General features: G+C 39.5%; 23 protein-coding genes. 9 read left to right on the plus strand and 14 right to left on the minus strand.

The annotated features are described in order from the left end of the window. Positions 1 to 8 precede the first annotated feature (8 nt). The 12 genes from hisG to ACW6NC_RS10545 form a co-directional block, all read right to left on the minus strand. Positions 9 to 872 carry an ATP phosphoribosyltransferase gene (gene hisG / locus ACW6NC_RS10490; protein ID WP_457865853.1) on the minus strand — a complete coding sequence of 288 codons (864 nt, stop codon included), beginning with the start codon at positions 870 to 872 and terminating at the stop codon, positions 9 to 11. Between the two features lie 251 nt (positions 873 to 1,123). Continuing rightward, complete coding sequence (locus ACW6NC_RS10495; protein WP_457865855.1) at positions 1,124 to 1,939, minus strand: prohibitin family protein; 816 nt, start codon at positions 1,937 to 1,939, stop codon at positions 1,124 to 1,126. Positions 1,940 to 1,954: 15 nt separating this feature from the next. Then, complete coding sequence (locus tag ACW6NC_RS10500) at positions 1,955 to 3,985, minus strand: VWA domain-containing protein (RefSeq protein ID WP_457865857.1); 2,031 nt, start codon at positions 3,983 to 3,985, stop codon at positions 1,955 to 1,957. Positions 3,986 to 4,091: 106 nt separating this feature from the next. Next, positions 4,092 to 4,838 (minus strand): 3-oxoacyl-[acyl-carrier-protein] reductase, encoded by a 747-nt coding sequence (fabG, locus tag ACW6NC_RS10505; protein WP_457865859.1) that lies wholly within the window; start codon positions 4,836 to 4,838, stop codon positions 4,092 to 4,094. Positions 4,839 to 4,980: 142 nt separating this feature from the next. Next, positions 4,981 to 5,856, minus strand: a complete 876-nt coding sequence (sucD, locus tag ACW6NC_RS10510) for a succinate--CoA ligase subunit alpha (protein ID WP_457865861.1) — start codon at positions 5,854 to 5,856, stop codon at positions 4,981 to 4,983. A 121-nt stretch (positions 5,857 to 5,977) separates the two neighbouring features. Then, positions 5,978 to 6,373, minus strand: a complete 396-nt coding sequence (locus tag ACW6NC_RS10515) for a nuclear transport factor 2 family protein (protein WP_457865863.1) — start codon at positions 6,371 to 6,373, stop codon at positions 5,978 to 5,980. A gap of 6 nt (positions 6,374 to 6,379) precedes the next feature. Further along, the gene (locus ACW6NC_RS10520) at positions 6,380 to 7,309 is read right to left on the minus strand and encodes a UDP-3-O-(3-hydroxymyristoyl)glucosamine N-acyltransferase (protein ID WP_457865865.1); all 930 of its coding nucleotides are present in this window, start codon (positions 7,307 to 7,309) and stop codon (positions 6,380 to 6,382) included. 61 nt (positions 7,310 to 7,370) lie between these two features. Then, a complete protein-coding gene (gene efp, locus ACW6NC_RS10525) occupies positions 7,371 to 7,937 on the minus strand; it encodes an elongation factor P (RefSeq protein ID WP_457865867.1) in 567 nt (188 codons plus the stop codon). A gap of 12 nt (positions 7,938 to 7,949) precedes the next feature. After that, on the minus strand, positions 7,950 to 8,735 hold the full coding sequence (gene lpxA / locus ACW6NC_RS10530; protein ID WP_457865869.1) for an acyl-ACP--UDP-N-acetylglucosamine O-acyltransferase: 786 nt from the start codon (positions 8,733 to 8,735) through the stop codon (positions 7,950 to 7,952). A 5-nt stretch (positions 8,736 to 8,740) separates the two neighbouring features. Then, positions 8,741 to 10,141, minus strand: coding sequence for a bifunctional UDP-3-O-[3-hydroxymyristoyl] N-acetylglucosamine deacetylase/3-hydroxyacyl-ACP dehydratase (locus tag ACW6NC_RS10535; protein ID WP_457865871.1), 1,401 nt, complete (start codon positions 10,139 to 10,141; stop codon positions 8,741 to 8,743). Beyond that, positions 10,134 to 11,162: a UDP-3-O-(3-hydroxymyristoyl)glucosamine N-acyltransferase gene (gene lpxD / locus ACW6NC_RS10540; RefSeq protein WP_457865873.1), complete on the minus strand. Its 1,029-nt coding sequence runs from the start codon at positions 11,160 to 11,162 to the stop codon at positions 10,134 to 10,136. The genes ACW6NC_RS10535 and lpxD overlap by 8 nt, the downstream gene beginning before the upstream one ends. Positions 11,163 to 11,186: 24 nt before the next feature. Next, the gene (locus ACW6NC_RS10545; RefSeq protein ID WP_457865875.1) at positions 11,187 to 12,416 is read right to left on the minus strand and encodes an HD domain-containing protein; all 1,230 of its coding nucleotides are present in this window, start codon (positions 12,414 to 12,416) and stop codon (positions 11,187 to 11,189) included. A gap of 36 nt (positions 12,417 to 12,452) precedes the next feature. Between ACW6NC_RS10545 and porX the strand changes: the two genes are divergently transcribed. The 6 genes from porX to ACW6NC_RS10575 all read left to right on the plus strand — a co-directional run bounded on the left by porX (position 12,453) and on the right by ACW6NC_RS10575 (position 17,136). Continuing rightward, a complete protein-coding gene (gene porX / locus ACW6NC_RS10550) occupies positions 12,453 to 14,003 on the plus strand; it encodes a T9SS response regulator signal transducer PorX (protein ID WP_457865876.1) in 1,551 nt (516 codons plus the stop codon). Positions 14,004 to 14,087: 84 nt separating this feature from the next. After that, positions 14,088 to 14,492 carry a tRNA (adenosine(37)-N6)-threonylcarbamoyltransferase complex ATPase subunit type 1 TsaE gene (gene tsaE / locus ACW6NC_RS10555; RefSeq protein ID WP_457865878.1) on the plus strand — a complete coding sequence of 135 codons (405 nt, stop codon included), beginning with the start codon at positions 14,088 to 14,090 and terminating at the stop codon, positions 14,490 to 14,492. A 281-nt stretch (positions 14,493 to 14,773) separates the two neighbouring features. Next, entirely contained in the window at positions 14,774 to 14,920 is a 147-nt protein-coding gene (locus tag ACW6NC_RS10560) for a hypothetical protein (RefSeq protein WP_457865880.1), read from the plus strand. 292 nt (positions 14,921 to 15,212) lie between these two features. Further along, entirely contained in the window at positions 15,213 to 15,449 is a 237-nt protein-coding gene (locus ACW6NC_RS10565; protein ID WP_457865882.1) for a hypothetical protein, read from the plus strand. 59 nt (positions 15,450 to 15,508) lie between these two features. Continuing rightward, the gene (locus ACW6NC_RS10570) at positions 15,509 to 16,708 is read left to right on the plus strand and encodes an alanine dehydrogenase (protein WP_457865884.1); all 1,200 of its coding nucleotides are present in this window, start codon (positions 15,509 to 15,511) and stop codon (positions 16,706 to 16,708) included. Between the two features lie 50 nt (positions 16,709 to 16,758). Then, on the plus strand, positions 16,759 to 17,136 hold the full coding sequence (locus tag ACW6NC_RS10575) for a hypothetical protein (protein WP_457865886.1): 378 nt from the start codon (positions 16,759 to 16,761) through the stop codon (positions 17,134 to 17,136). 65 nt (positions 17,137 to 17,201) lie between these two features. Here ACW6NC_RS10575 and bcp read toward each other — a convergent pair whose 3' ends face one another. After that, the gene (gene bcp / locus ACW6NC_RS10580) at positions 17,202 to 17,651 is read right to left on the minus strand and encodes a thioredoxin-dependent thiol peroxidase (RefSeq protein ID WP_457865889.1); all 450 of its coding nucleotides are present in this window, start codon (positions 17,649 to 17,651) and stop codon (positions 17,202 to 17,204) included. 30 nt (positions 17,652 to 17,681) lie between these two features. On the opposite strand from bcp, the gene ACW6NC_RS10585 reads away from it, so the two are divergent. After that, on the plus strand, positions 17,682 to 18,338 hold the full coding sequence (locus ACW6NC_RS10585) for an endonuclease III domain-containing protein (protein ID WP_457865891.1): 657 nt from the start codon (positions 17,682 to 17,684) through the stop codon (positions 18,336 to 18,338). A gap of 265 nt (positions 18,339 to 18,603) precedes the next feature. Here ACW6NC_RS10585 and ACW6NC_RS10590 read toward each other — a convergent pair whose 3' ends face one another. Beyond that, positions 18,604 to 19,188, minus strand: a complete 585-nt coding sequence (locus ACW6NC_RS10590) for an RNA polymerase sigma factor (protein WP_457865892.1) — start codon at positions 19,186 to 19,188, stop codon at positions 18,604 to 18,606. 237 nt (positions 19,189 to 19,425) lie between these two features. Between ACW6NC_RS10590 and uvrA the strand changes: the two genes are divergently transcribed. Both uvrA and ACW6NC_RS10600 read left to right on the plus strand, forming a co-directional pair. Then, complete coding sequence (gene uvrA, locus ACW6NC_RS10595; RefSeq protein ID WP_457865893.1) at positions 19,426 to 22,212, plus strand: excinuclease ABC subunit UvrA; 2,787 nt, start codon at positions 19,426 to 19,428, stop codon at positions 22,210 to 22,212. A 180-nt stretch (positions 22,213 to 22,392) separates the two neighbouring features. Continuing rightward, the gene (locus tag ACW6NC_RS10600; protein ID WP_457865895.1) at positions 22,393 to 23,640 is read left to right on the plus strand and encodes a hypothetical protein; all 1,248 of its coding nucleotides are present in this window, start codon (positions 22,393 to 22,395) and stop codon (positions 23,638 to 23,640) included. Positions 23,641 to 23,670 lie beyond the last annotated feature (30 nt).

Consider the following 23,670-nt stretch of genomic DNA (forward strand, 5'->3'; position numbering starts at 1 on the left):
TTAACGCTTTATATTACCATTTTTTCTATTGGAGCTACCAGAATTCCTTCTGCACCATTTTCCTTAAGCTCGTCGATTACTTCCCAAAATCTTTCTTCATTGATCACGGTATGTACAGAACTCCAACCCTCTTCCGCAAGTGGCAGAACCGTTGGGCTACGCATTCCCGGTAGCAATTTTATGATCTTCTCAAGATTTTCATTAGGAGCATTCAGTAGAATATATTTAGAAGTGCGGGCATTCAACACTGATTTTAACCTAAACTGAAGTTTCTCCAATATGTTTTTTCGCTCTGATGAGATCTTTGGGGAAATAGCTAATACCGCTTCGCTTTTGAGCATAACTTCCACCTCTTTCAAGCCATTTTTAAACAAAGTACTGCCACTGGATACAATATCACAAATAGCATTGGCCAGGCCTATATTTGGTGCGATCTCTACCGAACCATTAATGATGTGTAATTCTGCGGAGATCCCTTTTTTAGAAAGGAATTCATTTACTGTATTGGGATATGAAGTAGCGATCTTCTTGCCATTTAGATCCTGTATTCCTTTATATTGCATCGACTTAGGTACAGCCAGGGATACACGACATTTAGAAAATCCGAGCTTTTCTCCTCGAATAATATCCTTACCTTTTTCAATAAGTACATTTTCTCCAAGAATAGCCACATCTACCACTCCATCTCGTAAATACTGGGGGATATCACCATTTCTCAAATACATGACCTCCAGCGGAAAGTTACGGGCAGTAGCCTTAAGCTGCTCTTTACCATTGTCTATAGAAATTCCAGCTTCCTTGAGAATTTTGAGAGAATCTTCATTTAACCTTCCTGATTTCTGAATAGCGATTCTTAATTTTTCCTGATTCATTTTCTAAAATCTAATTTTTGGTTTAATCTTCTATGGCCTTCAAACAGGAATTCTTAAAAATAAAAAACCCGTTTGAAGTCCTCAAACGGGTTTTTTAAATATGCGAAATTACTACATATCAAATTTACCTCGCCTGAGCGTGGGGGTAAAAATGATGATGATGTAATTGAATTGTTCTCATTGTCAGGACAAACTTAAAACATAAAATCTAATAAACAAAAAAGCTGCCTCAAATTTTATGAATTGTTTGATTAATTATTTCCTAAGATAATGGGCAGACCTTCTTCTCCACCTCCAATTATCACTGTTTTAGCGTTGCTGGACTTAGCTAGTTCCAGGGTCGCCTGGATTCCTTTTTCCCGAAGGATATTAGGTGTAAGCGATGCATTAAGGATTTCATTGGCCCTTGCCTTACCTTCTGCATCGATCCGCTGGCGTTCTGCTTCCTGTTCTGCTTTGGTCAAACGAAACTCATATTCCAGGGATTCCTGCTCCTGACGAAGTTTTCGTTCTATGGCATCCTTGATATTTGGCGGCAATGCTACATCGCGAACCAAAACTTCATTGACCTGAACATACTGATCTTTTAAAAGTATTCTGGTTTCTTCCAGGATCTCCTTCTGAATTGCTTCTCTTTTACTGGCATATAATTGTTCTGGTATGTACCTCCCTACCACAGCTCTGGCTGCTGACCGAACCGCCGGTTGGAGCAAACGTTGGATGTAGGCCTCTCCTTTTTCACTATGAAGTTTTCCCAGATCATTATAAGTTGGTTGGAACCAGGTAGAAGCATCCACCCTTATCTCTAGTCCGTTGGAACTTAGAACTGTCATGGACTCCTCCAGAGATTGTTGACGCACCTCATAAACAAAGATTTTATTCCAGGGAGCTACAAGGTGAAAACCTTCATTGAGTGGAGGCTCGTCGGTAACTACTCCGCCACTGAAGGTTTTATAAAGCACGCCGGCTTCCCCGGAACCGATCGTTACGGTGGATTTTGAAATAAATATGATTAATAATACAATACCGATAATGATCGGTAAACCAATTTTAGGTAATTTTTCCATCTATATTTTTGAATTTTAAATTAGACCCCGGTATTTTCTGAAGAACCATTCTGCTGCAAGCAAAGCAACGAGCAAAAACAAAAGATAATACCAGTTGACCAAAGGTACGTTTTTTTGATTGCTTTTCTGCACAGGAATGAATCTTTCGTCATTAAGCAGCTGGGAGATCAAAGCCTGCAAATTATCAGGAAAGTACAAATTTTCATTATTATTAGTTGCCAGAAACTGAAGTTTGTCCAGATTAGCTGAAGAAAGTTGGGTCTCTACCGATGAGGCTACAATACTGAATTTCCCTTTCTGGGTTAAACCAGTGTGTTCTTCCCTGAGGGTAAATTCATAATTTCCTTCCGGTAAATTTTCCAGATCCAACACATAAGCATTATTTTTTAAAAGCATTCCACGTTGATACTCCTGGCCCGTTTGAATGTTCTCGATCCTCATATGTAGCGACCCTTCGGGATCAAAAGCATAATTCTCATCGAAAAATCTTGCCGCTAAGGATATACGCTCGTTGCTGTAATAAAATGATTTATAATCTATACTAAGTCGCTCTCGCTTTCTTTGAGTGGAAAGATATTGTACGATTTTACCCAGAAAATCATCAAAATCTTCAAAGGAACCACTGGATCTCCAGGAGGCTGCCCGCCAGCGCCATATCCCTTCCCCAAACAGAACCCCGGTTTTATTTTCCTTGCTTTCGGCAATAGCCAGTAAGGGCTGAAGTGTTTCTACATTAGCAATTTTTTGATATAAAAGGGGATCCAATCCATTTGGCTGAATTTCTCCAAAATGATCCATAAGAGGTGGAAAATCTTCAAAGCCGATGTCTTCAAACTGAAAACGCGTGAAATCGGAATTATACAAAGCTTCAAACTCCTGTGATTGAGCCGTAAAATCCTTATTAAATAACTCCTGATGGGAATTTAGAAAACGCCAATCCGTTTGGGTACCGGTAATAATCAATCGACCAATAGCTGTGGAATGCAATTGTTCAAAAACTTTCCGGAACTGTGTATTAGGTTGGTAAAGGACCACCAATTGATAATCCTCCAACACATAATTATCCTTACCTATATATTTTATTTCCAGCTCTCGATTCAGGTTGTGCTCTACCGATTTTTTCAGAGCTCCAAGATCGGGGTGCGTAAGATCACTAAGCAATAGGATTTTGGCACGTTCATCTATGACTTCCACTGCGAAATTCCGCTTGTTATTTTCTGTATTCCTTTCCCTGGCCAGTGGCGTGATCATCGCCTGATAAGTATGTACACCAATTCCATTGGCAGGAAGGGTAGTATTGATAATTGCAGAAGCGTTTTCAGGTCCCAAATCCAAATTCTGCTGGTAAACTACTGTGGTTCCCAAGCGAAGTTCCAAACTGGTAGAAACAGGTTCCTGTCCCTTATAATTAATCATGATCTCAACAGGGAAGCGATTACCAAGAAAAGCGTAACGATTCACATTGAGCCTGCGGATTTCCAGGTCCGCATATGAAGTAGTATCTCCTAAAACTAAAGGAAGCACAGCATAACCAGATCGACTTTTAAAAAATGGGTAATCCCTCCCGAAGGTTTGGTGTCCATCGCTGAAAAGTACCATGGCGGTATTTTTCCTGTGAAACAGCTCCTGGCCCCGGCTCAAAACATTATGGATATCGGTCTGATCTTTCTGAAAGCTAAGGCTGTCACTAAGTTGAATATCGCTTCCAAAACTTAGATTGGAAATATCAAATCGCTCCTGGAGTCGCTGATTATTTTCCAGAGAATTAATAAGATGCCTTAGTGTATCGGCTTGATTTAAATGAGCTATTGATACGGAATTATCAGCTGCCAGGATAAGGTTTGGTTTTTCTAACTCAAAAGTGGTTGTGGTAATCTTTAGATCCATCAACAACAATAAAAGGATGAAAACAGATAAAGATCGTAACCCGAAAAGGACATAATTATCCAGATGTGCTTTTTTGCGTCGGAATATATACTGAAAAAAAGAAAACCCTAGCGCAATTATTGCAGCCAGGGCTATTAAAATGATGTTGTTAAGATCCATTGAGGAAAGATAAATAAAAACCCACGAAGTTAGAAATTAGCACTGCGAAGTATTTTCCCTCTTTACTGTTGAGCGATTATCTTTGGAACTCCACCTTTTCATAATATTAGGTATGCATGCCACCATCGATATGAAGCACCTGTCCTGTGACATAATCACTCATATCACTACCAAGGAAAACACAAGCATTGGCAATATCCTTAGGGGTGCCACCACGTTTAAGGGGAATGGCCTCTCGCCAGCCTTCCACGGTTTTTTCATCTAGTTTTCCGGTCATCTCGGTTTCTATAAAACCAGGTGCGATCACATTGGTTCGAATATTCCTTGATCCGAGCTCCAGAGCCATCGATTTGGAGAACCCTATAATTCCAGCTTTCGAGGCGGCGTAATTTGCCTGGCCTGCATTCCCCTTAACACCAACAACCGAACTCATATTGATAATGCTTCCTTTACGCTGTTTTAACATGGTTCTTTGAACCGCCTTGGTCATATTGAAGATGGATTTGAGGTTAACCTCAATCACCTTATCAAAATCCTCTTCACTCATCCGCATGAGAAGATTGTCCTTAGTGATTCCAGCATTATTTACCAGAATATCAATACTTCCAAAATCTTCAATCACATCTTTAACAAGTTTTTCAGCCTCTGAGAAACTGGCGGCATTGGATTTATAAGCTTTGGCCTTCACTCCGGCCTGGCTAAGTTCACTGGCAAGCTGGTTAGCTGATTCAGCAGAGGAATTATAGGTGAAAGCTACATTTGCGCCGTGCTCAGCAAAGACCTGTGCGATCCCTTTTCCTATTCCCCGACTTCCTCCGGTTATAATGGCATTTTTTCCTTCTAAAAGTTTCATATTTTTAAAGATTGGTTGTTTATTTTTCCCAAATATAATAAAAGCAAAAAGCTTTAATATTTTCCATTAAAAAATCCTTCTGTGTTCATCCAAATCAAGGAGAAACAGAAGGATTACTTTAAACTTTCTTTGCTTTTGGAGACTAAGCTTTAAGCACTTCAGCTACTTTCTTACCGATTTCGGCAGGAGAGTCCACAACGTGAATTCCATTTTCCTTAAGAATCTTTTTCTTGGCCTGAGCGGTATCTTCACTACCTCCGACAATGGCTCCGGCGTGACCCATCGTACGGCCTGCAGGCGCAGTTTCTCCGGCAATAAAACCGACAACAGGTTTCTTGTTTCCGTTTTCCTTAACCCATTGGGCAGCATCAGCCTCGAGTTGACCTCCAATTTCACCGATCATCACTATAATTTCGGTCTCGTCGTCATTCATCAGCAATTCAACCGCTTCCTTAGTAGTGGTCCCAATAATCGGGTCTCCTCCAATTCCAATGGCAGTGGTAATTCCAAGACCTTGTTTTACAACCTGGTCAGCCGCTTCGTAGGTAAGGGTACCGGATTTAGAAACAATACCAACACTTCCTTTTTTGAAAACGAAACCTGGCATAATTCCCACCTTAGCTTCACCCGGGGTAATCACACCCGGACAGTTAGGACCAACTAGTCTGGTATCTTTGCCTTTAATGTAATTCGATGCCTTTACCATATCGGCCACAGGAATACCTTCTGTAATTGTTATAATCACCTTTATTCCTGCGTCGGCAGCTTCCATAATCGCATCGGCTGCAAAAGCCGGGGGAACGAAAATAAGAGAAACATCAGCTCCTGTTTCCTTCACCGCATCAGAAACAGTGTTAAAAACGGGACGGTCCAGGTGTTTTTGTCCACCTTTTCCAGGTGTAACCCCTCCAACTACGTTGGTACCGTATTCTATCATTTGTTCGGCGTGGAATGTACCTTCACTTCCGGTAAACCCCTGCACGATTATCTTTGAATTTTTATTGACTAAAACGCTCATAAATTTTTTATTTTTTGCGATAACAAAAGTAGGTTTTTAATAATAAAACCTAAAGTTTTTTGGAAGTTAATTGTCAGGTTTAGCAATGGATTCAAGTAAATCAATTCTAATTAAGAAAACTTTAAATCCAGGCTTGTTCAGGTACCTCTTCTCCAAGTTGACTAATCTGCACACCCCGGTAGAGTTTACCATCTTTGAGTTCCCAGATAGCCATAAAATGGGCCAGAGGCATTTCCTCGTCAGGATTCTCTATGGTTCGAACATGATAAGTGAAATGTATGGCTGTTTTCTCATTTTCTGAAATCACATGGTCGATTTCAGCTCTCAACGATTCAAAGGACTGAGCTAATTGAAGACTTATTGCCGTGATTTCGTCGAAATTAAGTTTTTTAAGCCCGGTAGTACCATACCATGATAACTCAGCCTGTGGATGTAAGAACTCTCTGATAATTTTTTCATCCTGATAAAAATCGGAACTATAAAAATTTTCAACAATTTCTTTTCCGCTTAAACCCATAATCGTTTATTTTAATTTCTGGAGTAATTTAGGCAATTGTCTTAAAAGCGCCAACTCTTTTAATTTGGCTCTGGCTTCCATGGCCGGATTTCCTGTGTATACTGTATTTTCTTTGGTTGATTTTGTAATACCGGCCTGTCCCATCATCACTCCACCTTTCTTAACCGTAATTCCACTGCGGAAACCGACCTGCCCCCAAATGGTGACCTCATCTTCAATAATAACAGCTCCTGCAATTCCCACCTGGGAAGCGATAAGACACTTTTTACCGATAACCGTATCATGACCTACCTGGATAAGATTATCGAGCTTAGTGCCCTCTTTTATGGTAGTATCTCCTGAAACTCCTTTATCGATGGTGCAGTTAGCACCAATGTCTACATTGTCCTCGATGACCACACGACCTCCGGAAAGCAATTTATCAAATCCATCGCTCCTGTTCTTATAGTAAAAAGCGTCCCCTCCAAGGACCGTTCCCGAATGAACTGTTACATTATCCCCAATAACGGTATCATCATAGATACTTACATTAGCATGAATCAGACAATTTTTGCCTATGACCACATTATGTCCTATAAACACATTCGGTTGGATATTGGTGCCCGCTCCGATTTGGGCCGTGTCGGAAATTGATTTATCGGCTCTTTGAAAGGGTTTAAAGTATCGTGTTAGTTTATTGAAATCACGAAAGGGATCCTCGGAGATCAATAATGCTTTTCCTTTGGGAACCTCTACTTTTTTATTGATCAATATTACAGTTGCCTCAGAATTAAGTGCCTTGTCGTAATATTTAGGATGATCCACAAAAACAATATCTCCGGGAGTAACCACATGGATTTCGTTCATACCGGTTACCGGAAAATCTTCAGCACCGATATATTCACAATCAAGGATCGTGGCTATTTGTTGTAAACTATGCTCCTGCGGAAATTTCATCTATATCGATTTAAAAAACAAAAACCAGGGAAAATTCCTGGTTCTTTGTTATTATTAAGCTTTACTCCTTTATTCTTTCCTTGTATGTGCCTTTCTCTGTTTCTATCCGAATCTTATCCCCTTCGTTGATAAATAGCGGAACATTAACCTCCGCACCGGTTTCAACAGTGGCCGGTTTGGTGGCGTTTGTGGCGGTGTTCCCTTTAACTCCCGGTTCTGTATGGGTCACTTCTAATACCACGCTGGCCGGCATTTCCACGGAAAGAGGCATATTATCCTCCGTATTGATAATCACCGTAACGATTTCCCCCTCCTTTAAGAGTTTTGGTTGATCCAGGGCAGATTCTAGAAGTCGAATTTGCGTGTAATCTTCTACATTCATGAAATGGTAAAATTCCTCATCATTATATAGAAACTGGAATTTATGAGTTTCTACCCTTACATCATCAATTTTATGTCCTGCCGAAAAAGTATTTTCAATTACCTTCCCGGTAGTCACACTTTTTAATTTGGTCCGAACAAAAGCCGGTCCCTTTCCAGGTTTCACATGAAGGAATTCAACAATTTTAAAAATATCGTGGTTGTACCTAATGCACAATCCATTTCTAATGTCGCTGGTAGTTGCCATAATTTTAATTTATTAGTTTGAACCGACGTATCCTTTCATGATACCTCGTTGTGAATTTTTAATGAATTCGAGTATCTCATCCCGTTCGGCAGTGGCCTGCATTTCAGCTTCAATTATTGCTACAGCCTGGGAATTGTTATAATTTTTTTGATACAGGATTCGGTAAATATCCTGAATCTCCCTGATTTTTTCCGTACTGAACCCTCTTCTTCTCAGGCCGATGGAATTAATTCCCACATAGGATAAAGGTTCTCTTCCGGCCTTAACAAAGGGCGGAACATCTTTCCTGACCAGTGATCCTCCAGTTACAAATGCATGATTACCTATGCTGCAAAACTGTTGAATTGCGGCCATTCCGGCAAGGATTACATAATCTCCAACATTAATATGACCGGCCAAGGTACTGTTATTAGAAAAAATGCAGTTATCACCTACGATGCAATCATGAGCAATATGGCAATAGGCCATAATCCAGCAATTATTGCCAACGACGGTTTTCATGCGATCTGTCGTCCCGCGATTTATTGTGACACATTCTCTTATAGTTGTATTATCGCCGATGACCGTTAAGGTATCTTCATCATCAAATTTCTTATCCTGCGGAATTGCAGAAATTACAGCCCCCGGGAAAATACTACAGTTTTTTCCTATACGGGCGCCTTCCATTATCGTAACGTTAGAACCAATCCAGGTGCCTTCTCCAATAACAACATTATTATGAATGGTTGTAAAGGGTTCAATTACCACATTTTTGGCAATTTTAGCTCCGGGATGCACATATGCTAAAGGTTGGTTCATATTTTTTATTTTGATTTTACAATTTGCGCCATAAGAACCGCTTCGGTTGCTAACTTTCCATTGACATAAGCATAGCCCTGCATTTGGCAAATTCCCCTACGTATAGGCGCTAATAATTCGAGTTTAAATATTAAGGTATCTCCAGGTACAACCTGTTGTTTGAACCTGACATTATCGATTTTCATAAAATAAGTAAGGTAGTTTTCTGGATCGGGTACCGATCTTAAGGCCAGAATACCACCGGTTTGCGCCATAGCCTCTACCTGAAGGACCCCTGGCATTACCGGTTTACCAGGAAAATGACCTACAAAAAAAGGTTCATTCATAGTGACATTTTTCATTCCTATAACACAGGTATCGGTACAGGAATAAATTTTATCCACCAAAAGAAAAGGAGGTCTGTGGGGCAAGGTATTCATGATATCATTGACATCCATCAATGGCTTAACATCCGGATTGATCTTAGGAACATTATTCCTCTTAGCTGCCTTGATGATTTTCGCCATTTTTTTTGCAAACTGGGTATTCACATAATGCCCAGGTTTATTGGCGATTACTTTACCTTTTATTCTGGTCCCGATAAGTGCAAGATCTCCTATGACATCAAGGAGTTTATGTCTTGCCGCTTCATTGGGATAATGTAAAGTAAGGTTGTCAAGAATACCGTTAGGCTTGACGGACATTTCTTTACGATTAAAAGCCACACGTAGCTTTTTCATCGTTTCCTCACCGATTTCCTTATCTACATATACAATAGCGTTGTTCAGATCTCCCCCTTTGATCAGTCCATGATCCAGAAGAGCTTCCAGTTCATGAAGAAAACTAAAGGTCCTGGCACTGGCAATTTCCGACTTAAAATCGGATAGACGATGAAGCGTGGCATTCTGCGTTCCCAGTACCTTGGTGCCAAAATCTACCATAGTGGTCACCTGGTATTCCTCAGCGGGCATCACGATAATTTCACTTCCTGTTTCATCATCATGATAACAGATTACTTCATCGACTTCATACTCCTGGCGATCAGCATCGAGTTGTTCAACCCCAGCATCTTCAAGGGCTTGAACGAAAAATTTAGAGGAGCCATCCATTATTGGAGGTTCAGAGGCATCAAGCTCCATGATAAGGTTGTCTATCTCCAGTCCCACGCAGGCGGCAAGTACATGTTCAGATGTTTGGATAGAAACCCCGTTTTTCTCAAGGTTGGTTCCGCGCTGGGTATTTACCACAAAAGCTACATCTGCTTCAACTTCAGGTTCCCCTTCCAGGTCAAGCCTTTTAAAGACATACCCAGTATTTTCCGGTGCTGGTTTAAAGGTAATAGTAACCGCCTGGCCGGTGTGAAGACCAACGCCCTTAAGGGAAACCTCTTTCCCTATGGTTGTTTGCTTAGAAATTTTTTCAGCCATTCTTTTCAATTTTTTTCCTTAGTTGCTCTATGCTGTCAACTGTTTTGGGCAAATTTTTAAAATGTATATAAGACTTATTGTAATCGTTGTAACCAAATGCGGGGCTTCCCTGTAAAGCCTCCCCGTCTTTGACATTGCGGCCAATCCCGGACTGTGCCTGAATTCTAACCCTGTCTCCAATGTATAAGTGACCGGCAATGCCCACCTGTCCACCAATGAGACAGTTCTTTCCTATTTTTGTAGAACCTGCAATACCAGTTTGGGCAGCGATAGCGGTATGTTCACCGATTTCCACATTATGAGCTATCTGAATTTGATTATCCAGCTTAACGCCTTTTCTGATAATTGTTGATCCGAGCGTAGCCCTGTCAATAGTGGTTCCTGCTCCTATTTCCACATCTTCCTCAATAATCACATTTCCAATCTGGGGAACCTTAGCATATTTTCCGTCTTCTTCAGGACTAAAACCAAAACCATCGGCACCCACAATGACCCCACTATGGATAACACAATTGTCTCCTACAATACAGTCTGAATAAATTTTCACCCCCGAAAAAAGAACTACGTTGTCTCCAATTCTTACGTTATCTCCTAAGTATACGTTTGGATAAATTTTTACATTATTACCGATTTTGGCCTTCTTCCCAACATAAGAAAAAGCTCCAAGGTAAATATCATCCCCGTATTGCGCTTCCTTAGAAATAAAACTGGGTTGTTCAATTCCGGATTTATTCAGCTTTACCTGATTGTAATATTCTAACAATTTCGAGAAAGCCTTATAGGCATCCTTTACTTTTATCAGAGTAGTGTGTATAGGTTGTTCTGGTTTAAAGTCTTCGTTTACTATCGTAATGGAAGCTTTGGTTGTATATATATAGGAGTTATATTTAGGATTGCTTAAGAATGTCAATGCCCCTTTCGTACCTTCTTCGATCTTGGCAAGTTCAGATACTTCGGCTTCAGGATCACCCTCGATCTTTCCCTCCAGTATCTCTGCAATTTGTGATGCTCTAAATTTCATTCTGGCAAAAGTAAAAAAAATGGTTTAATGTTTAGGCTTAGGGTAACAGATATAATATTTGACTACCGTTTTAGAAAGCGCTTTAAGATTCAATTGATCTGATACCTTGGCCACATCGCTGGTTTTCCCGTTTTTATGGAGAATATTGATGTTGTTTTTTTCAGTCTTGTAAGCCAGATTTGCAATCTCACCGCTAAATACAAAGTAATTGGCTTCCTTTTCTGATATCTTATATTCCTTCTTAAGCTTTTCCCTGTATCGCGCAAGTTTTTCCGAGGATGGTTTTTTCTTTTTGATCTTCACCTTAAGCAGATCCCGATTAATAATCATCCCACAAAGGTTACTTAAAACAAAATCCTCACAATCTATCCATTCCTTCATCGCCATTACAATATTGTAATCATCAAGGCGAGCAAAAATATCCAGGGTTTCCTTGTCGAAATTTTCCCGGGTGACTTTAGTATTCAGAAAAAACATCAGTGCTTTACTGGCATGGAGCTCAGTACCTTCTTCTATGAGTTCCTTTGCCCTTTTTAATACTCTTATAAGTAACTGTTCGGCTACCAGGCTTGTTTTGTGAAGATATACTTGCCAGTACATCAGGCGACGCGCTACCAGGAATTTTTCCACGGAATAAATTCCTTTCTCTTCAACTACCAGCTCCCCGTTTATCACATTAAGCATGGTAATGAGGCGCTCACTATTAATGTTACCTTCAGCAGCCCCGGTATAAAAACTATCTCTTTTCAGGTAATCAAGTCGATCCATATCGAGTTGGCTGGAGACCAGCTGGTTTAAAAACTTCTTTTGATAGTTACCCTTAAAGATCTCGATGGCCAGCGTTAAACTTTGGTTAAATTCCCGGTTGATTTCTTCCATAAAAAGCAATGATATACTTTCGTGATCAATGCCCTCAACAATACTGTGCTCCATAGCATGAGAAAATGGGCCGTGTCCAATATCATGCAACAGAATGGCAATTTGCAAGGCTTCCTCTTCGGCTTCGGAAATCACAACTCCTTTATACCGAAGAATTCTCACCGCTTTCTGCATGAGGTGCACGCAACCAAGGGCATGATGAAACCTGGTGTGATGGGCTCCCGGATAGACCAGGTAGGAAAGTCCCATTTGCGAGATACGGCGTAATCTTTGAAAGTATGGATGCTCGATAAGGTTGAAGATCTGCTGACTCGGGATGGTAATAAATCCGTAAATTGGGTCGTTTAATATTTTAAGTTTGTGTTGAGATGCCAAGCCTTATTTTCTTTAATTTAAAACAAATATACATATATGAATAATATCAAAATATTGTGGGTAGATGATGAGATCGATTTACTAAAGCCACATATCCTTTTCCTTGAGAGTAAAAATTATGAGGTGACAACAAGCAAGAGCGGTACGGAAGCTTTAGAACAAATTGAGCAGGAAAATTTTGATATTGTATTTCTCGATGAAAACATGCCAGGACTTACCGGTCTGGAAACCCTGGCCGAAATCAAGGAAAAGAGGGAAAACCTTCCAATTGTTATGATCACCAAAAGTGAAGAGGAATATATCATGGAGGAGGCCATAGGATCCAAGATCGCAGATTATCTAATAAAACCTGTCAACCCAAACCAGATCCTGCTAAGTATCAAAAAGAACCTGGACCACTCCAGGCTTATTTCGGAAAAAACAACTTCAAATTACCAGCAGGAATTCAGAAAAATAGCAATGGATATGGCCCAGGTAAACTCCTTTGAAGAATGGGCCGAATTATATCAACGTCTTATTTACTGGGAACTTCAATTGGAAACCATTGAAGATAGTGGCATGTTTGAAATCCTGGAATCACAAAAACAGGAAGCCAACACCCAGTTCTGCAAGTTTATCGATAAGAATTACCCTGGCTGGTTTGCTAAAAATGCCGATGCGCCGGTAATGTCCCACACTATTTTCAAGGAGAAGGTCGTTCCCGAAATCTCAAAAGACCAGCCAACTCTTTTAGTGGTGGTGGACAACCTAAGATATGACCAGTGGAAAGCCTTTGAACCAGTGGTAAGTACTTATTATAAAAAGACAGAAGAATCTCCTTTCTATAGTATTCTTCCAACGGCTACCCAGTATGCCAGAAACGCAATGTTTTCCGGACTCATGCCCAGTGAAATGGAAAAGCTTTACCCCAAATATTGGAGAAACGACACCGATGAGGGGGGCAAAAACAACTTTGAAGCAGAATTCCTTAATGAACAGCTTAAACGTCTTGGCTTGAATATTAAACACGAATATCACAAGATCACCAGTTTAAAGGCTGGAAAAAAGCTAGTGGAGAATTTTAAGACCCAAAAGGATAATGATCTTACAGTAGTGGTTTACAATTTTGTAGATATGCTCTCCCATTCCAAAACCGAAATGGAGGTAATCAAGGAACTGGCTTCGAATGATAAATCCTATCGGTCACTCACTCATAGTTGGTTTAAAAACTCTCCCTTATTAGAGATTATTCAACAGGCCCAACAACTAGGTTTTAAACTCATTCTTACCACCGACCATGGCACCATCAATGTTAAGCACCCTTCCAAAGTGATTGGAGATAAAAACACCAGTCTTAATTTAAGGTATAAGACCGGAAAAAGTCTCACCTATGAGGAAAAAGATGTTTTGGCAGCCCAGGATCCCAAAAGTATTCACCTGCCTACTTTAAATATGAGTAGTTCCTTTATTTTCGCCAAGGGTGATTTATTTTTTGCCTATCCAAATAATTTTAATCATTACGTTAGTTATTACCGAAACACCTATCAGCATGGAGGAGTTTCCCTTGAGGAAATGGTAATACCTTTCGTGGTAATGGCCCCTAAATAACCTGTTAAATCCTTTGTATATCAAAGATTTGTAAGGTTTTATAAGTTTTTACTTATCTTTGTACCTAATAAAAGTTAAGGTTTTATGCCCCTAAGCTATAATTTAAATGAAATTGACCAGGCGGTCGATTACATTCTTAAAAACGCTAAAAACAAAACCCTTTTATTCTATGGAGAGATGGGAGCGGGAAAAACTACCTTGATCCGGGCTTTGGTAAAAGCACTTGGAAGTGAGGATTTAGCAGCCAGTCCTACTTTTTCTTTAGTAAACGAATATAATAGTAAAGAGGGCACTATTTATCATTTTGATTTTTACCGTATCGAAAATGAAAATGAGGCACTGGATATGGGAATTGAAGATTATTTTGATAGTCCCGGCTGGAAACTGATCGAATGGCCCCAAAAAATTGCTAATTTATTGGAACCACAATGGCAAAAAATCGAGCTTGAAATAAAAAATGAAAATTCAAGAGTGTTAAATATTTGTTAATGAAATCTTAAAGCTTTAAATTTTGCAGCCGAATTTGGCTGTAAGAATATTATTACGAAGTTTGGGAAGATTAAAAGCTCAACTAGTCATTTGTTAACCAAAAACGACGAAAACAGGCCTTTCAACTTACTGCTAAAAAATATTTTTTATTCAAAAATAGCAGTTTCTTATTCCGAAAAAGGCGGCAAAAGTACAATTAATGTATTAATTTATAGTGTTTTATAATGTTATAGGTTTGTTTCAGAAATCAAAACGAAATAACAACTACTAAATCTATACTTATGAAACTTAAAGCATTATTATTCGGAGCAGCTATCTTTGGAGCCAGTTTTTTTGTAACTTCCACAACTGATAACGATAATTCAGGAAATGAAATCCAAAAACAAGCTGTCGAAAGATCAAAGATCAAAGTTCCTGCTGCTGGGTAGTATAATTGCTATATGTATAGCATTTTCACCTTATATATTTTATCTATATGAAATTTTCCCAAACGGACGCGTTTGGGAAACTTCATTTTTTACCTATGAGAGCTTATATTATGAAAGCGTTCTAACAGCCGCTTGGACCTATTTAGGTAAAATAACTCCTCTTTTTCTCCTGCTAATTTGGTTTTTCACCTGCAAGCACTGGTGGTATCATACTATTTTGATCCCCATTTCAATGTATACTTACCAGCTAATAGTCTCATTTTATGAAGATGTATATTTACAGGTTAATTTAATGGATACGAACCAATTAATATACTTAGCACCTTTCTTCATTATAATCCTATCTATTGTTTACCTTATCAGAATAAAAATTTTTGATAGAGTCTATGGTATTGATTTAAGTGAGCTCGAAGAAACCGATGTATCGGTGATGTCCCCTATTTCAGAACGTGACCGTATGGAATTACATCAATTTCGGAATGAAAACTATGAGGGCGATATTCAGGAGGATTACTACCAGAAACTTTAATTGTCGCTATTCTCTAAAATAGTCGTATTTTAAATCTTTAAAGTTTCACAAGTCTTAATATGGGAAAACAGGTCTCCCCTTTTACCAAAGAACAACTCATTCCACAGGAAGAAACCCTGGAAATTTTCAAGAATAAGGGAAAGCTTTTTATTGGCTTACCTAAAGAAACCTCCTACCAGGAAAAACGCATTTGCTTAAGTCCCGATGCAGTTGCAGCCATAACAGCCCACGGACACCGGGTGATGATTGAATCAGGTGCCGGACAATGGGCACGCTTTAGCGATAAGGATTATTCCGAGGCCGGGGCAGAGATTACTAAAGATACTCAAAAGGTTTTCTCCTGCCCTACTATTTTAAAGGTTGAACCCCCTTCAATGGAAGAATTGGAGCTTCTCAATCCTCAAACGATTTTAATCTGTGCGCTCCAACTTAAAACCCAATGCAAGCAATACTTTCAGAAACTGGCAGAAAAACGAATTACCGCACTGGCTTTCGAATTCATTCGAGACGATGATGGTAGCTATCCCATTGTAAGAGCAATGAGTGAAATTGCTGGTACAGCTTCTGTGCTTATTGCCTCGGAAATCATGAGCAATCATGTAAAAGGCAATGGGTTAATGTTTGGGAACATCAGCGGAGTGCCTCCCATTGAAGTGGTAATACTGGGTGCCGGGACGGTGGGTGAATTTGCCACGCGTTCCTCTATAGGTCTGGGAGCCAGTGTAAAGGTTTTTGACAGCTCCCTTACCAAACTAAGAAATATTCAGTCAAATCTTGGAAATACCTTTTATACCTCCACCATCCAACCAAAAAATTTAAGCAAAGCCATAAAGCGTTGCGATGTATTAATCGGGGCGGTCAGAGGAAAAAACCGGTCTCCCGTGCTCATTACTGAGGAAATGGTCCAAACCATGAAGCGCGGCGCTGTCATTATAGATGTCAGTATAGATATGGGAGGTTGCGTGGAAACCAGTGAAATTACTTCCCACGACCAACCGATCTTTACCAAACACGATATCATTCATTATTGTGTGCCAAATATACCTTCCAGGTATGCCAGGACATCTTCGTTATCCATTAGCAATATTTTTACGCCTTACCTATTGCATATAGCAGAAGAAGGAGGTTTGGAAAACACCTTGAGATTTGATAAAGGTTTAAGAAATGGTTTGTATTTTTACCACGGAATTCTAACCAATAAATCTATAGCAGATTGGTTTGGTCTCTCCTACAGGGACATTAATTTGCTTATATTTTAGGCTTAGGAAATTTATAAATGATCAAATCTTTTTCTCAAGTATATCCTTAAATGAAATTAATTCACCGTATAGGTTACTTCTCGTTAGGCTTATTTTTTGGTATTGTGCTATTGATCTTTTTCCTGGGAGGAAAAAGAGCTTCGTGTGATTACACCCCTACTGACAGGGTATTAAAGAATATTCGCACAAAATCCAGAACATTTTCACCTGAAGTTTTACGCTATTTTGAAAGGAATAATCTCGATACCGCAGTAGTTGGCCAGATTCTGGAAACAGGAGATGTTGATTTTAAGCGCAGTAACACTGATGGGGATCCCTGTAATATCTACCTAATCTCTGATAAAATTAATTCTGAAACCCTTGAGCTTCAGATCGAGAACTGCGATAGCCTGGCTACACTTAAAGAAGCGAAGCTCGTGGGAAAGTAAAAAATTAAGAAAGCATTTGCCGGCACCATAAGCCGCCGGCAAGTTACCTTCAAATTATTTTCGATCTAAAGGATCTGGGCGGTGTGCTCTTTGGTTTTAACCTTTCTTATGACATCCTCAATATTCCCTTCTTCATCGATTATAAATGTAGTACGATGGATCCCATCATATTCTTTTCCCATAAATTTTTTAGGTCCCCAGACTCCATAGGCATTGATCACCTCCTTTTCCTCATCAGCAAGCAAGGGAAAAGGGAAATCGTATTTATTTTTGAAATTTGATTGTCTTTTCTTAGAATCAGCACTTACCCCAAGAACAGCATAACCTTTCTCTTGAAATTGTTCCCAGTTGTCCCTAAGGTTACAGGCTTCCGCAGTACAGCCAGGAGTACTGGCTTTGGGATAGAAGAATAAGACCAGCTTCTTTCCCTTAAAATCTGAGAGTTGTACAGTATTTCCGTCTTGATCTTCGGCTTTAAAATCGGGGGCCTTGTCGCCCGCTTCCAATGTTGTCATAATTATTACTTTTGTGTAAAATTAAGCAATATGAACAAACAAGAAAAGGTACAGTTTGTTATAGATACCTTAAATGATATTTATCCTGAAGTTCCCATTCCTTTAGACCACAAAGACCCTTACACGCTTTTAATAGCCGTCCTGCTTTCAGCCCAAAGCACCGATGTAAAAGTCAACCAAATCACCCCTGAACTTTTCCAAATTGCTGATAACCCCTTTGATATGATAAAACTCAGCGTAGAAGAAATCAGGGAGATTATTAAACCTGTGGGCCTTTCTCCTATGAAATCTAAGGGAATTCACGGGCTTTCAGAAATCCTTATTGAGAAGCATAATGGACAGGTCCCAGCTGATTTTGAAGCCCTGGAAGAACTTCCTGCAGTTGGACACAAAACGGCAAGTGTGGTCATGTCCCAGGCCTTTAATATACCTGCATTTCCTGTGGACACCCATATTCAAAGACTGATGTACCGCTGGAACCTAAGCAACGGAAAAAGCGTAAAACAAACAGAAAAGGATGCCAAAAGACTTTTCCCAAAAGATCTCTGGAACAAGCTTCATCTTCAAATAATCTGGTATGGACGGCAGTATTCCCCGGCCCGGGCATGGAATTTGGAAAAAGATATCATTACCAGGACCATTGGCCGTAAAAGCATCATAAAGGAATATTTGAAAAATAAAAAATAAAAAAAGACCTGCAGGCTAAGGACAGGTCTTTTTACATTACTTCTTAATCAGGAATTAATTAAGAAAGGATTCGAACGTCATACTTTGATATTTGGAAATATTCAAAGCTCTTGAATAGTTTAAAAGAAAGTTTATTGTCTCTTTCTTAGGTTTTGATTCATTCAATTTTCCCTCTTTCGAGGTGTTTTTTGTGTAAAAGTTCCCCATTTTAAAAATTTTGCGTTGGTTTAAATAGATAACGCAATCAAATGAGGGATAGTATAGCTTAATTTGTTAAAATTAAGTTATGCTTATCAATTATTTTTCTGAGATTTATTAAAGCATAACGCATTCTTCCTAACGCCGTATTTATACTAACGCCTGTACGTTCGGATATCTCCTTGAAACTCATGTCCTTATAGATTCGCATAGTTAAAACTTCAAGTTGATCTTCAGGTAGTTCTTTTATGAGCTCCTGCACATCGCATTCTATTTGCTCTTTGATTAATTGTGTTTCTGCATTAAGATTAGAATCGCTTAAAACAGAAAAAATATTAAAGTCACCCTTATTTTCAAATTTTGGCATGCGCTTATTCTTTCTGAAATGATCGATAACCAGGTTATGCGCAATTCGCATTACCCACGGTAAAAACTTACCTTCTTCGTTATACTTCCCTTTCTTGAGGGTATTGATCACTTTAATAAAGGTATCCTGAAAAACGTCTTCAGCGACATCCTTATCAAATACTTTGGAATAAATAAAACTATAAATTCGGTGTTGATGCCTGGAAATTAATTTTGAAAGTGCATTTTCATTTCCACCAAGATATTCCCGCACGAGAATAGCATCGCTTACTTTAAGGTTTTCCATATTAGTTACTTTTGTTCAGGATGGTAGGGGCAACCTGAGGTTAGGTTATTTAGTTTTAAAAGTAACTTTATGCAATAGGCAAGATATTTTTAGTTCAACTGTGGGCTCAAATATAGCAAGATAAATTCTACAATAACAAATAAAAGCTTAATATTTTAACATTACTATAAGAAATAAGGGGCTTTTTCCCCTGCGCCTTATTGAGTACATTTGCATTTCAAGACCATACAACATAGCATGAATATTGACGTAGAGAAGGTTGACCCCAAAAAAAATATAATCATCAAAGGTGCAAAACTGCACAATCTAAAAGATATTAATGTCATCATTCCCCGGAATAAGCTGGTAGTTATCACAGGGCTGTCAGGTTCAGGGAAATCCAGTTTGGCCTTCGATACCTTGTATGCTGAGGGCCAACGACGATATGTTGAAAGTCTTTCTTCCTACGCCAGGCAATTCCTTGGAAGGCTCAATAAGCCCAAAGTTGATTATATAAAAGGAATAGCCCCGGCCATTGCCATTGAACAGAAAGTAAATTCTACCAATCCTCGGTCTACGGTAGGGACTTCTACAGAGATTTATGATTATCTAAAGCTTCTTTATGCCCGAATTGGTAAGACCTATTCCCCTATTTCAGGCAATGAAGTCAAAAAAGATACGGTTACCGATGTGGTAAACTATGTAAAAACCTTTGCCGAGGGAGAAAAACTCCTATTGCTCTCCCCTATTCACCTTGAAAACGGAAGAACCCTCGAAGAAAAGCTAAAGGTCCTTTCCCAGCAGGGATATAGCAGGGTAAAAATCAAGGATCAAGTAAAGCGTATTGATCAGGCCGATTTAGCCCATGCAGATGCTTCAGAAACCTTTCTTGTTGTAGATCGGATTATTACAAAAGATGAAGAGGATTTCTATAATCGCCTGGCAGATGCTACCGATGCTGCCTTCTTTGAAGGAAAAGGAGAACTATACATTGAAAAACTTAGTGATAATGCCTTGCGTCATTTCAGCAATAGATTTGAACTCGATGGCATAAGCTTTCCAGAGCCTAACGTCCACCTTTTTAGTTTTAACAACCCCTATGGAGCCTGCCCTAAATGTGAGGGTTATGGGGATGTCATTGGAATAGATGCAGACCTGGTTATTCCAAATACAGGCCTCTCAGTTTATGAGAATGCGATTTTCCCCTGGCGAGGAGAAAGCATGAGCTGGTATCGGGATCAACTGGTTAATAACTCCCATAAATTTGATTTCCCTATACATAAACCCTGGTTTGAACTTTCTGAGGAGCAAAAAGACCTGGTTTGGACTGGGAACAAGTATTTTGAAGGTCTCAATGCCTTTTTCGAATTCCTTGAAAGCAAAGCTTACAAGATTCAAAACAGGGTCATGCTAAGCCGTTATCGTGGTAAAACAAAATGTAGTGCCTGTAAAGGTAAGCGCCTAAGACCAGAAGCTCAAAATGTGAAAATTGATGGACATAGCATTACAGATCTTGTAGAAAAACCCTTAGATAAAGTAAGAGGCTTCTTCAAGAACCTGGAACTAAATGAATATGATACTCAGGTCGCAAAAAGGTTATTAACCGAGATAAGGAATCGCCTGGATTTTCTCTCCCAGGTAGGTCTGGATTATCTCACTCTCAACCGACGATCAAATACCCTTTCGGGAGGAGAATCCCAACGAATCAACCTAGCAACATCCCTGGGGAGCAGCTTGGTGGGCTCTATGTATATCCTGGATGAACCTTCAATTGGTCTTCATCCAAAAGATACGGAAAGATTAATAGGGGTGTTAAAACACCTTCGGGATTTGGGTAATACCGTCATTGTAGTAGAACATGATGAGGATATTATGAAGGCCGCCGATGAAATTATTGATATCGGGCCCGAAGCAGGTACAAATGGTGGTCAGGTAGTTGCAGTGGGTAAAATGATCGATATTTTAAAGTCGACTTCCCTTACGGCTCAATACCTCAATGGCACCGAAAAGATAGAATTACCAGAAGAAAGGCGTAAAACCAAAAGAAATATAAAGGTGTTAGGAGCCAGGGAAAACAACCTGAAAAATATCGATGTTACTTTTCCTTTGGGAGTCTTTACGGCTATAACCGGGGTTTCCGGTAGTGGGAAAAGTACCCTGGTAAAGAAAATTCTATATCCCGCTGCGCAAAAGGAGATTGGTGGATATGGGGAAAAAGCCGGGCAATTTACAGCTATTGAAGGAAATTTTGATAATCTAGGCAGTATCGAGTTTGTTGATCAGAACCCTATCGGTAGAAGCTCACGTTCCAACCCGGTGACTTATATAAAAGCCTACGATGACATTAGAAATTTATTTTCCAGTCAAAAACTATCCAGGATAAGGGATTATACCCCCAAATATTTTTCTTTTAATGTAGATGGAGGTCGCTGTGAAATTTGTAAAGGAGAAGGTGAAGTGACCATCGAAATGCAGTTCATGGCTGATGTTCACCTGGAATGTGAAGCCTGTAATGGAAAACGCTTTAAAAAAGAAATTCTAGAGGTTACTTTTGCCGATAAAAACATTGATGAGGTTTTAAAAATGACCATCGATGATGCTATTGATTTTTTCCACCACCATAAACAGGAAAAAATAGTTAGAAAATTAAAGCCTTTACAGGAGGTGGGTCTGGGTTATGTACAATTAGGCCAGAGTTCCTCTACCCTATCCGGCGGGGAAGCGCAACGAATCAAATTAGCTTCATTCCTGGTCAAAGGAAGCACCAAGGAAAAGGCGCTGTTTATCTTCGATGAACCTACAACCGGCTTGCATTTCCACGATATCAAAAAATTATTAAAGTCATTCAACGCGCTGATTAAAAAAGGTCATTCTGTAATTGTCATTGAGCACAATATGGACCTTGTCAAATGCGCAGATCACGTGATCGACCTGGGCCGGGAAGGAGGAGAAAACGGAGGTTATCTGGTGGCTTTTGGTACTCCAGAAGAGGTTGCTAATAATAAGGAATCCTATACCGCTAAATACCTTAAAGAAAAATTATAGACAGCCTTACGCCTATATTTAAAGCATTGAATACCAGTACACTTAAGAAGGTTTGATTCCTATTACAAAGGGCTTAAAAGCAGCATTACACCGGAGAACCCTTATTTTGGCACGCAGTTTGTGACTTTTAGGTGGCACCCCCCAACACCCAATGGGCGCTAGAACTTAAAAACCTTACAAATGAAAAACATTATCCTCATATTCAGTCTACTGGTTGGAATCTCAGCTTCGGCTTCAGAAGCTTACGAGCTTCCAAGAAATGCCTATACAGATTCATTTATCTTCGTTGAAGACGGTGTGGAGTTTGCTATATATCCTAATGGAGAATTCGATTTCTATTATAACCCTAATTTTAGAAGAAATACGGTTGTAAACATCGCAACCCCAAATGTCAATATCAGTTATAATTCCGGATATAACTACGATCCCTATATTCAGTTTGATGATTATGGTGCGGTTATCCAGGTGGAGAATGTACCGATCTATTACGACTATTATGGAAGGATCATCCAGGCAGGGAATGTGGTCATCGATTATGATCATAATGGAAGAGTAGCCCGTGTAGGAAATCTATATGTAACCTACAACCGGTTTAATAGGTTTGCTCATTTTTCAGGATACATTAACCGCTATAACAGGCGCTATATATACAGACCATGGCACAGGTATTACACCCGACCACACAGCCATTTAAGTATCGTGTTTCATAGACCATACAGGGCTTACTACCAGCCGAATCGAATAAGCTATGTGCAGCATAATACTTACTATACGAACAATTATAATACCTACGTCAATAAGAATTTTTACCGTCCTGATCAGAAGGTGGTTTCCTATAATAAAGGTAGAAGGACTGCTGATAAAAGAGACTTACAGAAAATAAATACACGTAGGTCCAGCCAGGTCGTATCAGAGAATAATACTCGTAGAAGCCGGCAAAACACCAGTAGAGCTAGAGGTTCTTATAAGGAAAAAGCGATAAGCTCCAGAAGACAATCAAGCAGTAATTCTGCTGGAAAGACCACTGGTGTCACAACGAGAAGAAATTCTCAGACCAAAGCTATTCATAAGCCGACAAGAACAAGGACTAGCCCACAGGCCACCAGTAATAGAAGCCAGGCTAGAAAGACGCAAATGAGTCATACAAGAAACTCCAGGGTGCAGGAAAGTAGTCAAAGAAACACCAGAATAAAAAGACAGGCTACAAGGCAAACAAGGAGTAATGTGAACAGGTCTACCCCGACTAATAGAAACAGTACAGCTAGGTCTTCCTCTAGAAGGGAAAACCGGAAAGTTCAAAGCAGAACACCGGCTACCAGAAGACCTGCAGCGGTAAAAACTCAAAGAAAAACCCGCTCTAGTGCTGTAAGAGGAAAAACTTCTACCCGAAATAACACTTCGGCACGAAATATGAGATCTAGAGGATAAAAGTTCATAATTTAAATTTTTTTGGTTGGT

The organism is Salegentibacter profundi (genome assembly GCF_054121475.1).

Bases quoted from the DNA above. Each gene is read 5' to 3' on its own strand.
- ACW6NC_RS10560 (WP_457865880.1), top strand. From the start codon at position 14,774: ATGAAACTTAAAGCATTATTATTCGGAGCAGCTATCTTTGGAGCCAGT.
- bcp (WP_457865889.1), bottom strand. From the start codon at position 17,651: ATGACAACATTGGAAGCGGGCGACAAGGCCCCCGATTTTAAAGCCGAA.
- efp (WP_457865867.1), bottom strand. From the start codon at position 7,937: ATGGCAACTACCAGCGACATTAGAAATGGATTGTGCATTAGGTACAAC.
- lpxD (WP_457865873.1), bottom strand. From the start codon at position 11,162: ATGAAATTTAGAGCATCACAAATTGCAGAGATACTGGAGGGAAAGATC.
- sucD (WP_457865861.1), bottom strand. From the start codon at position 5,856: ATGAGCGTTTTAGTCAATAAAAATTCAAAGATAATCGTGCAGGGGTTT.
- ACW6NC_RS10590 (WP_457865892.1), bottom strand. From the start codon at position 19,188: ATGGAAAACCTTAAAGTAAGCGATGCTATTCTCGTGCGGGAATATCTT.
- ACW6NC_RS10600 (WP_457865895.1), top strand. From the start codon at position 22,393: ATGAAAAACATTATCCTCATATTCAGTCTACTGGTTGGAATCTCAGCT.
- porX (WP_457865876.1), top strand. From the start codon at position 12,453: ATGAATAATATCAAAATATTGTGGGTAGATGATGAGATCGATTTACTA.
- ACW6NC_RS10565 (WP_457865882.1), top strand. From the start codon at position 15,213: ATGGATACGAACCAATTAATATACTTAGCACCTTTCTTCATTATAATC.
- uvrA (WP_457865893.1), top strand. From the start codon at position 19,426: ATGAATATTGACGTAGAGAAGGTTGACCCCAAAAAAAATATAATCATC.
- ACW6NC_RS10520 (WP_457865865.1), bottom strand. From the start codon at position 7,309: ATGAAATTTCCGCAGGAGCATAGTTTACAACAAATAGCCACGATCCTT.
- ACW6NC_RS10535 (WP_457865871.1), bottom strand. From the start codon at position 10,141: ATGGCTGAAAAAATTTCTAAGCAAACAACCATAGGGAAAGAGGTTTCC.
- hisG (WP_457865853.1), bottom strand. From the start codon at position 872: ATGAATCAGGAAAAATTAAGAATCGCTATTCAGAAATCAGGAAGGTTA.
- ACW6NC_RS10500 (WP_457865857.1), bottom strand. From the start codon at position 3,985: ATGGATCTTAACAACATCATTTTAATAGCCCTGGCTGCAATAATTGCG.
- ACW6NC_RS10575 (WP_457865886.1), top strand. From the start codon at position 16,759: ATGAAATTAATTCACCGTATAGGTTACTTCTCGTTAGGCTTATTTTTT.
- tsaE (WP_457865878.1), top strand. From the start codon at position 14,088: ATGCCCCTAAGCTATAATTTAAATGAAATTGACCAGGCGGTCGATTAC.
- ACW6NC_RS10585 (WP_457865891.1), top strand. From the start codon at position 17,682: ATGAACAAACAAGAAAAGGTACAGTTTGTTATAGATACCTTAAATGAT.
- fabG (WP_457865859.1), bottom strand. From the start codon at position 4,838: ATGAAACTTTTAGAAGGAAAAAATGCCATTATAACCGGAGGAAGTCGG.
- ACW6NC_RS10515 (WP_457865863.1), bottom strand. From the start codon at position 6,373: ATGGGTTTAAGCGGAAAAGAAATTGTTGAAAATTTTTATAGTTCCGAT.
- ACW6NC_RS10570 (WP_457865884.1), top strand. From the start codon at position 15,509: ATGGGAAAACAGGTCTCCCCTTTTACCAAAGAACAACTCATTCCACAG.
- ACW6NC_RS10495 (WP_457865855.1), bottom strand. From the start codon at position 1,939: ATGGAAAAATTACCTAAAATTGGTTTACCGATCATTATCGGTATTGTA.
- lpxA (WP_457865869.1), bottom strand. From the start codon at position 8,735: ATGAACCAACCTTTAGCATATGTGCATCCCGGAGCTAAAATTGCCAAA.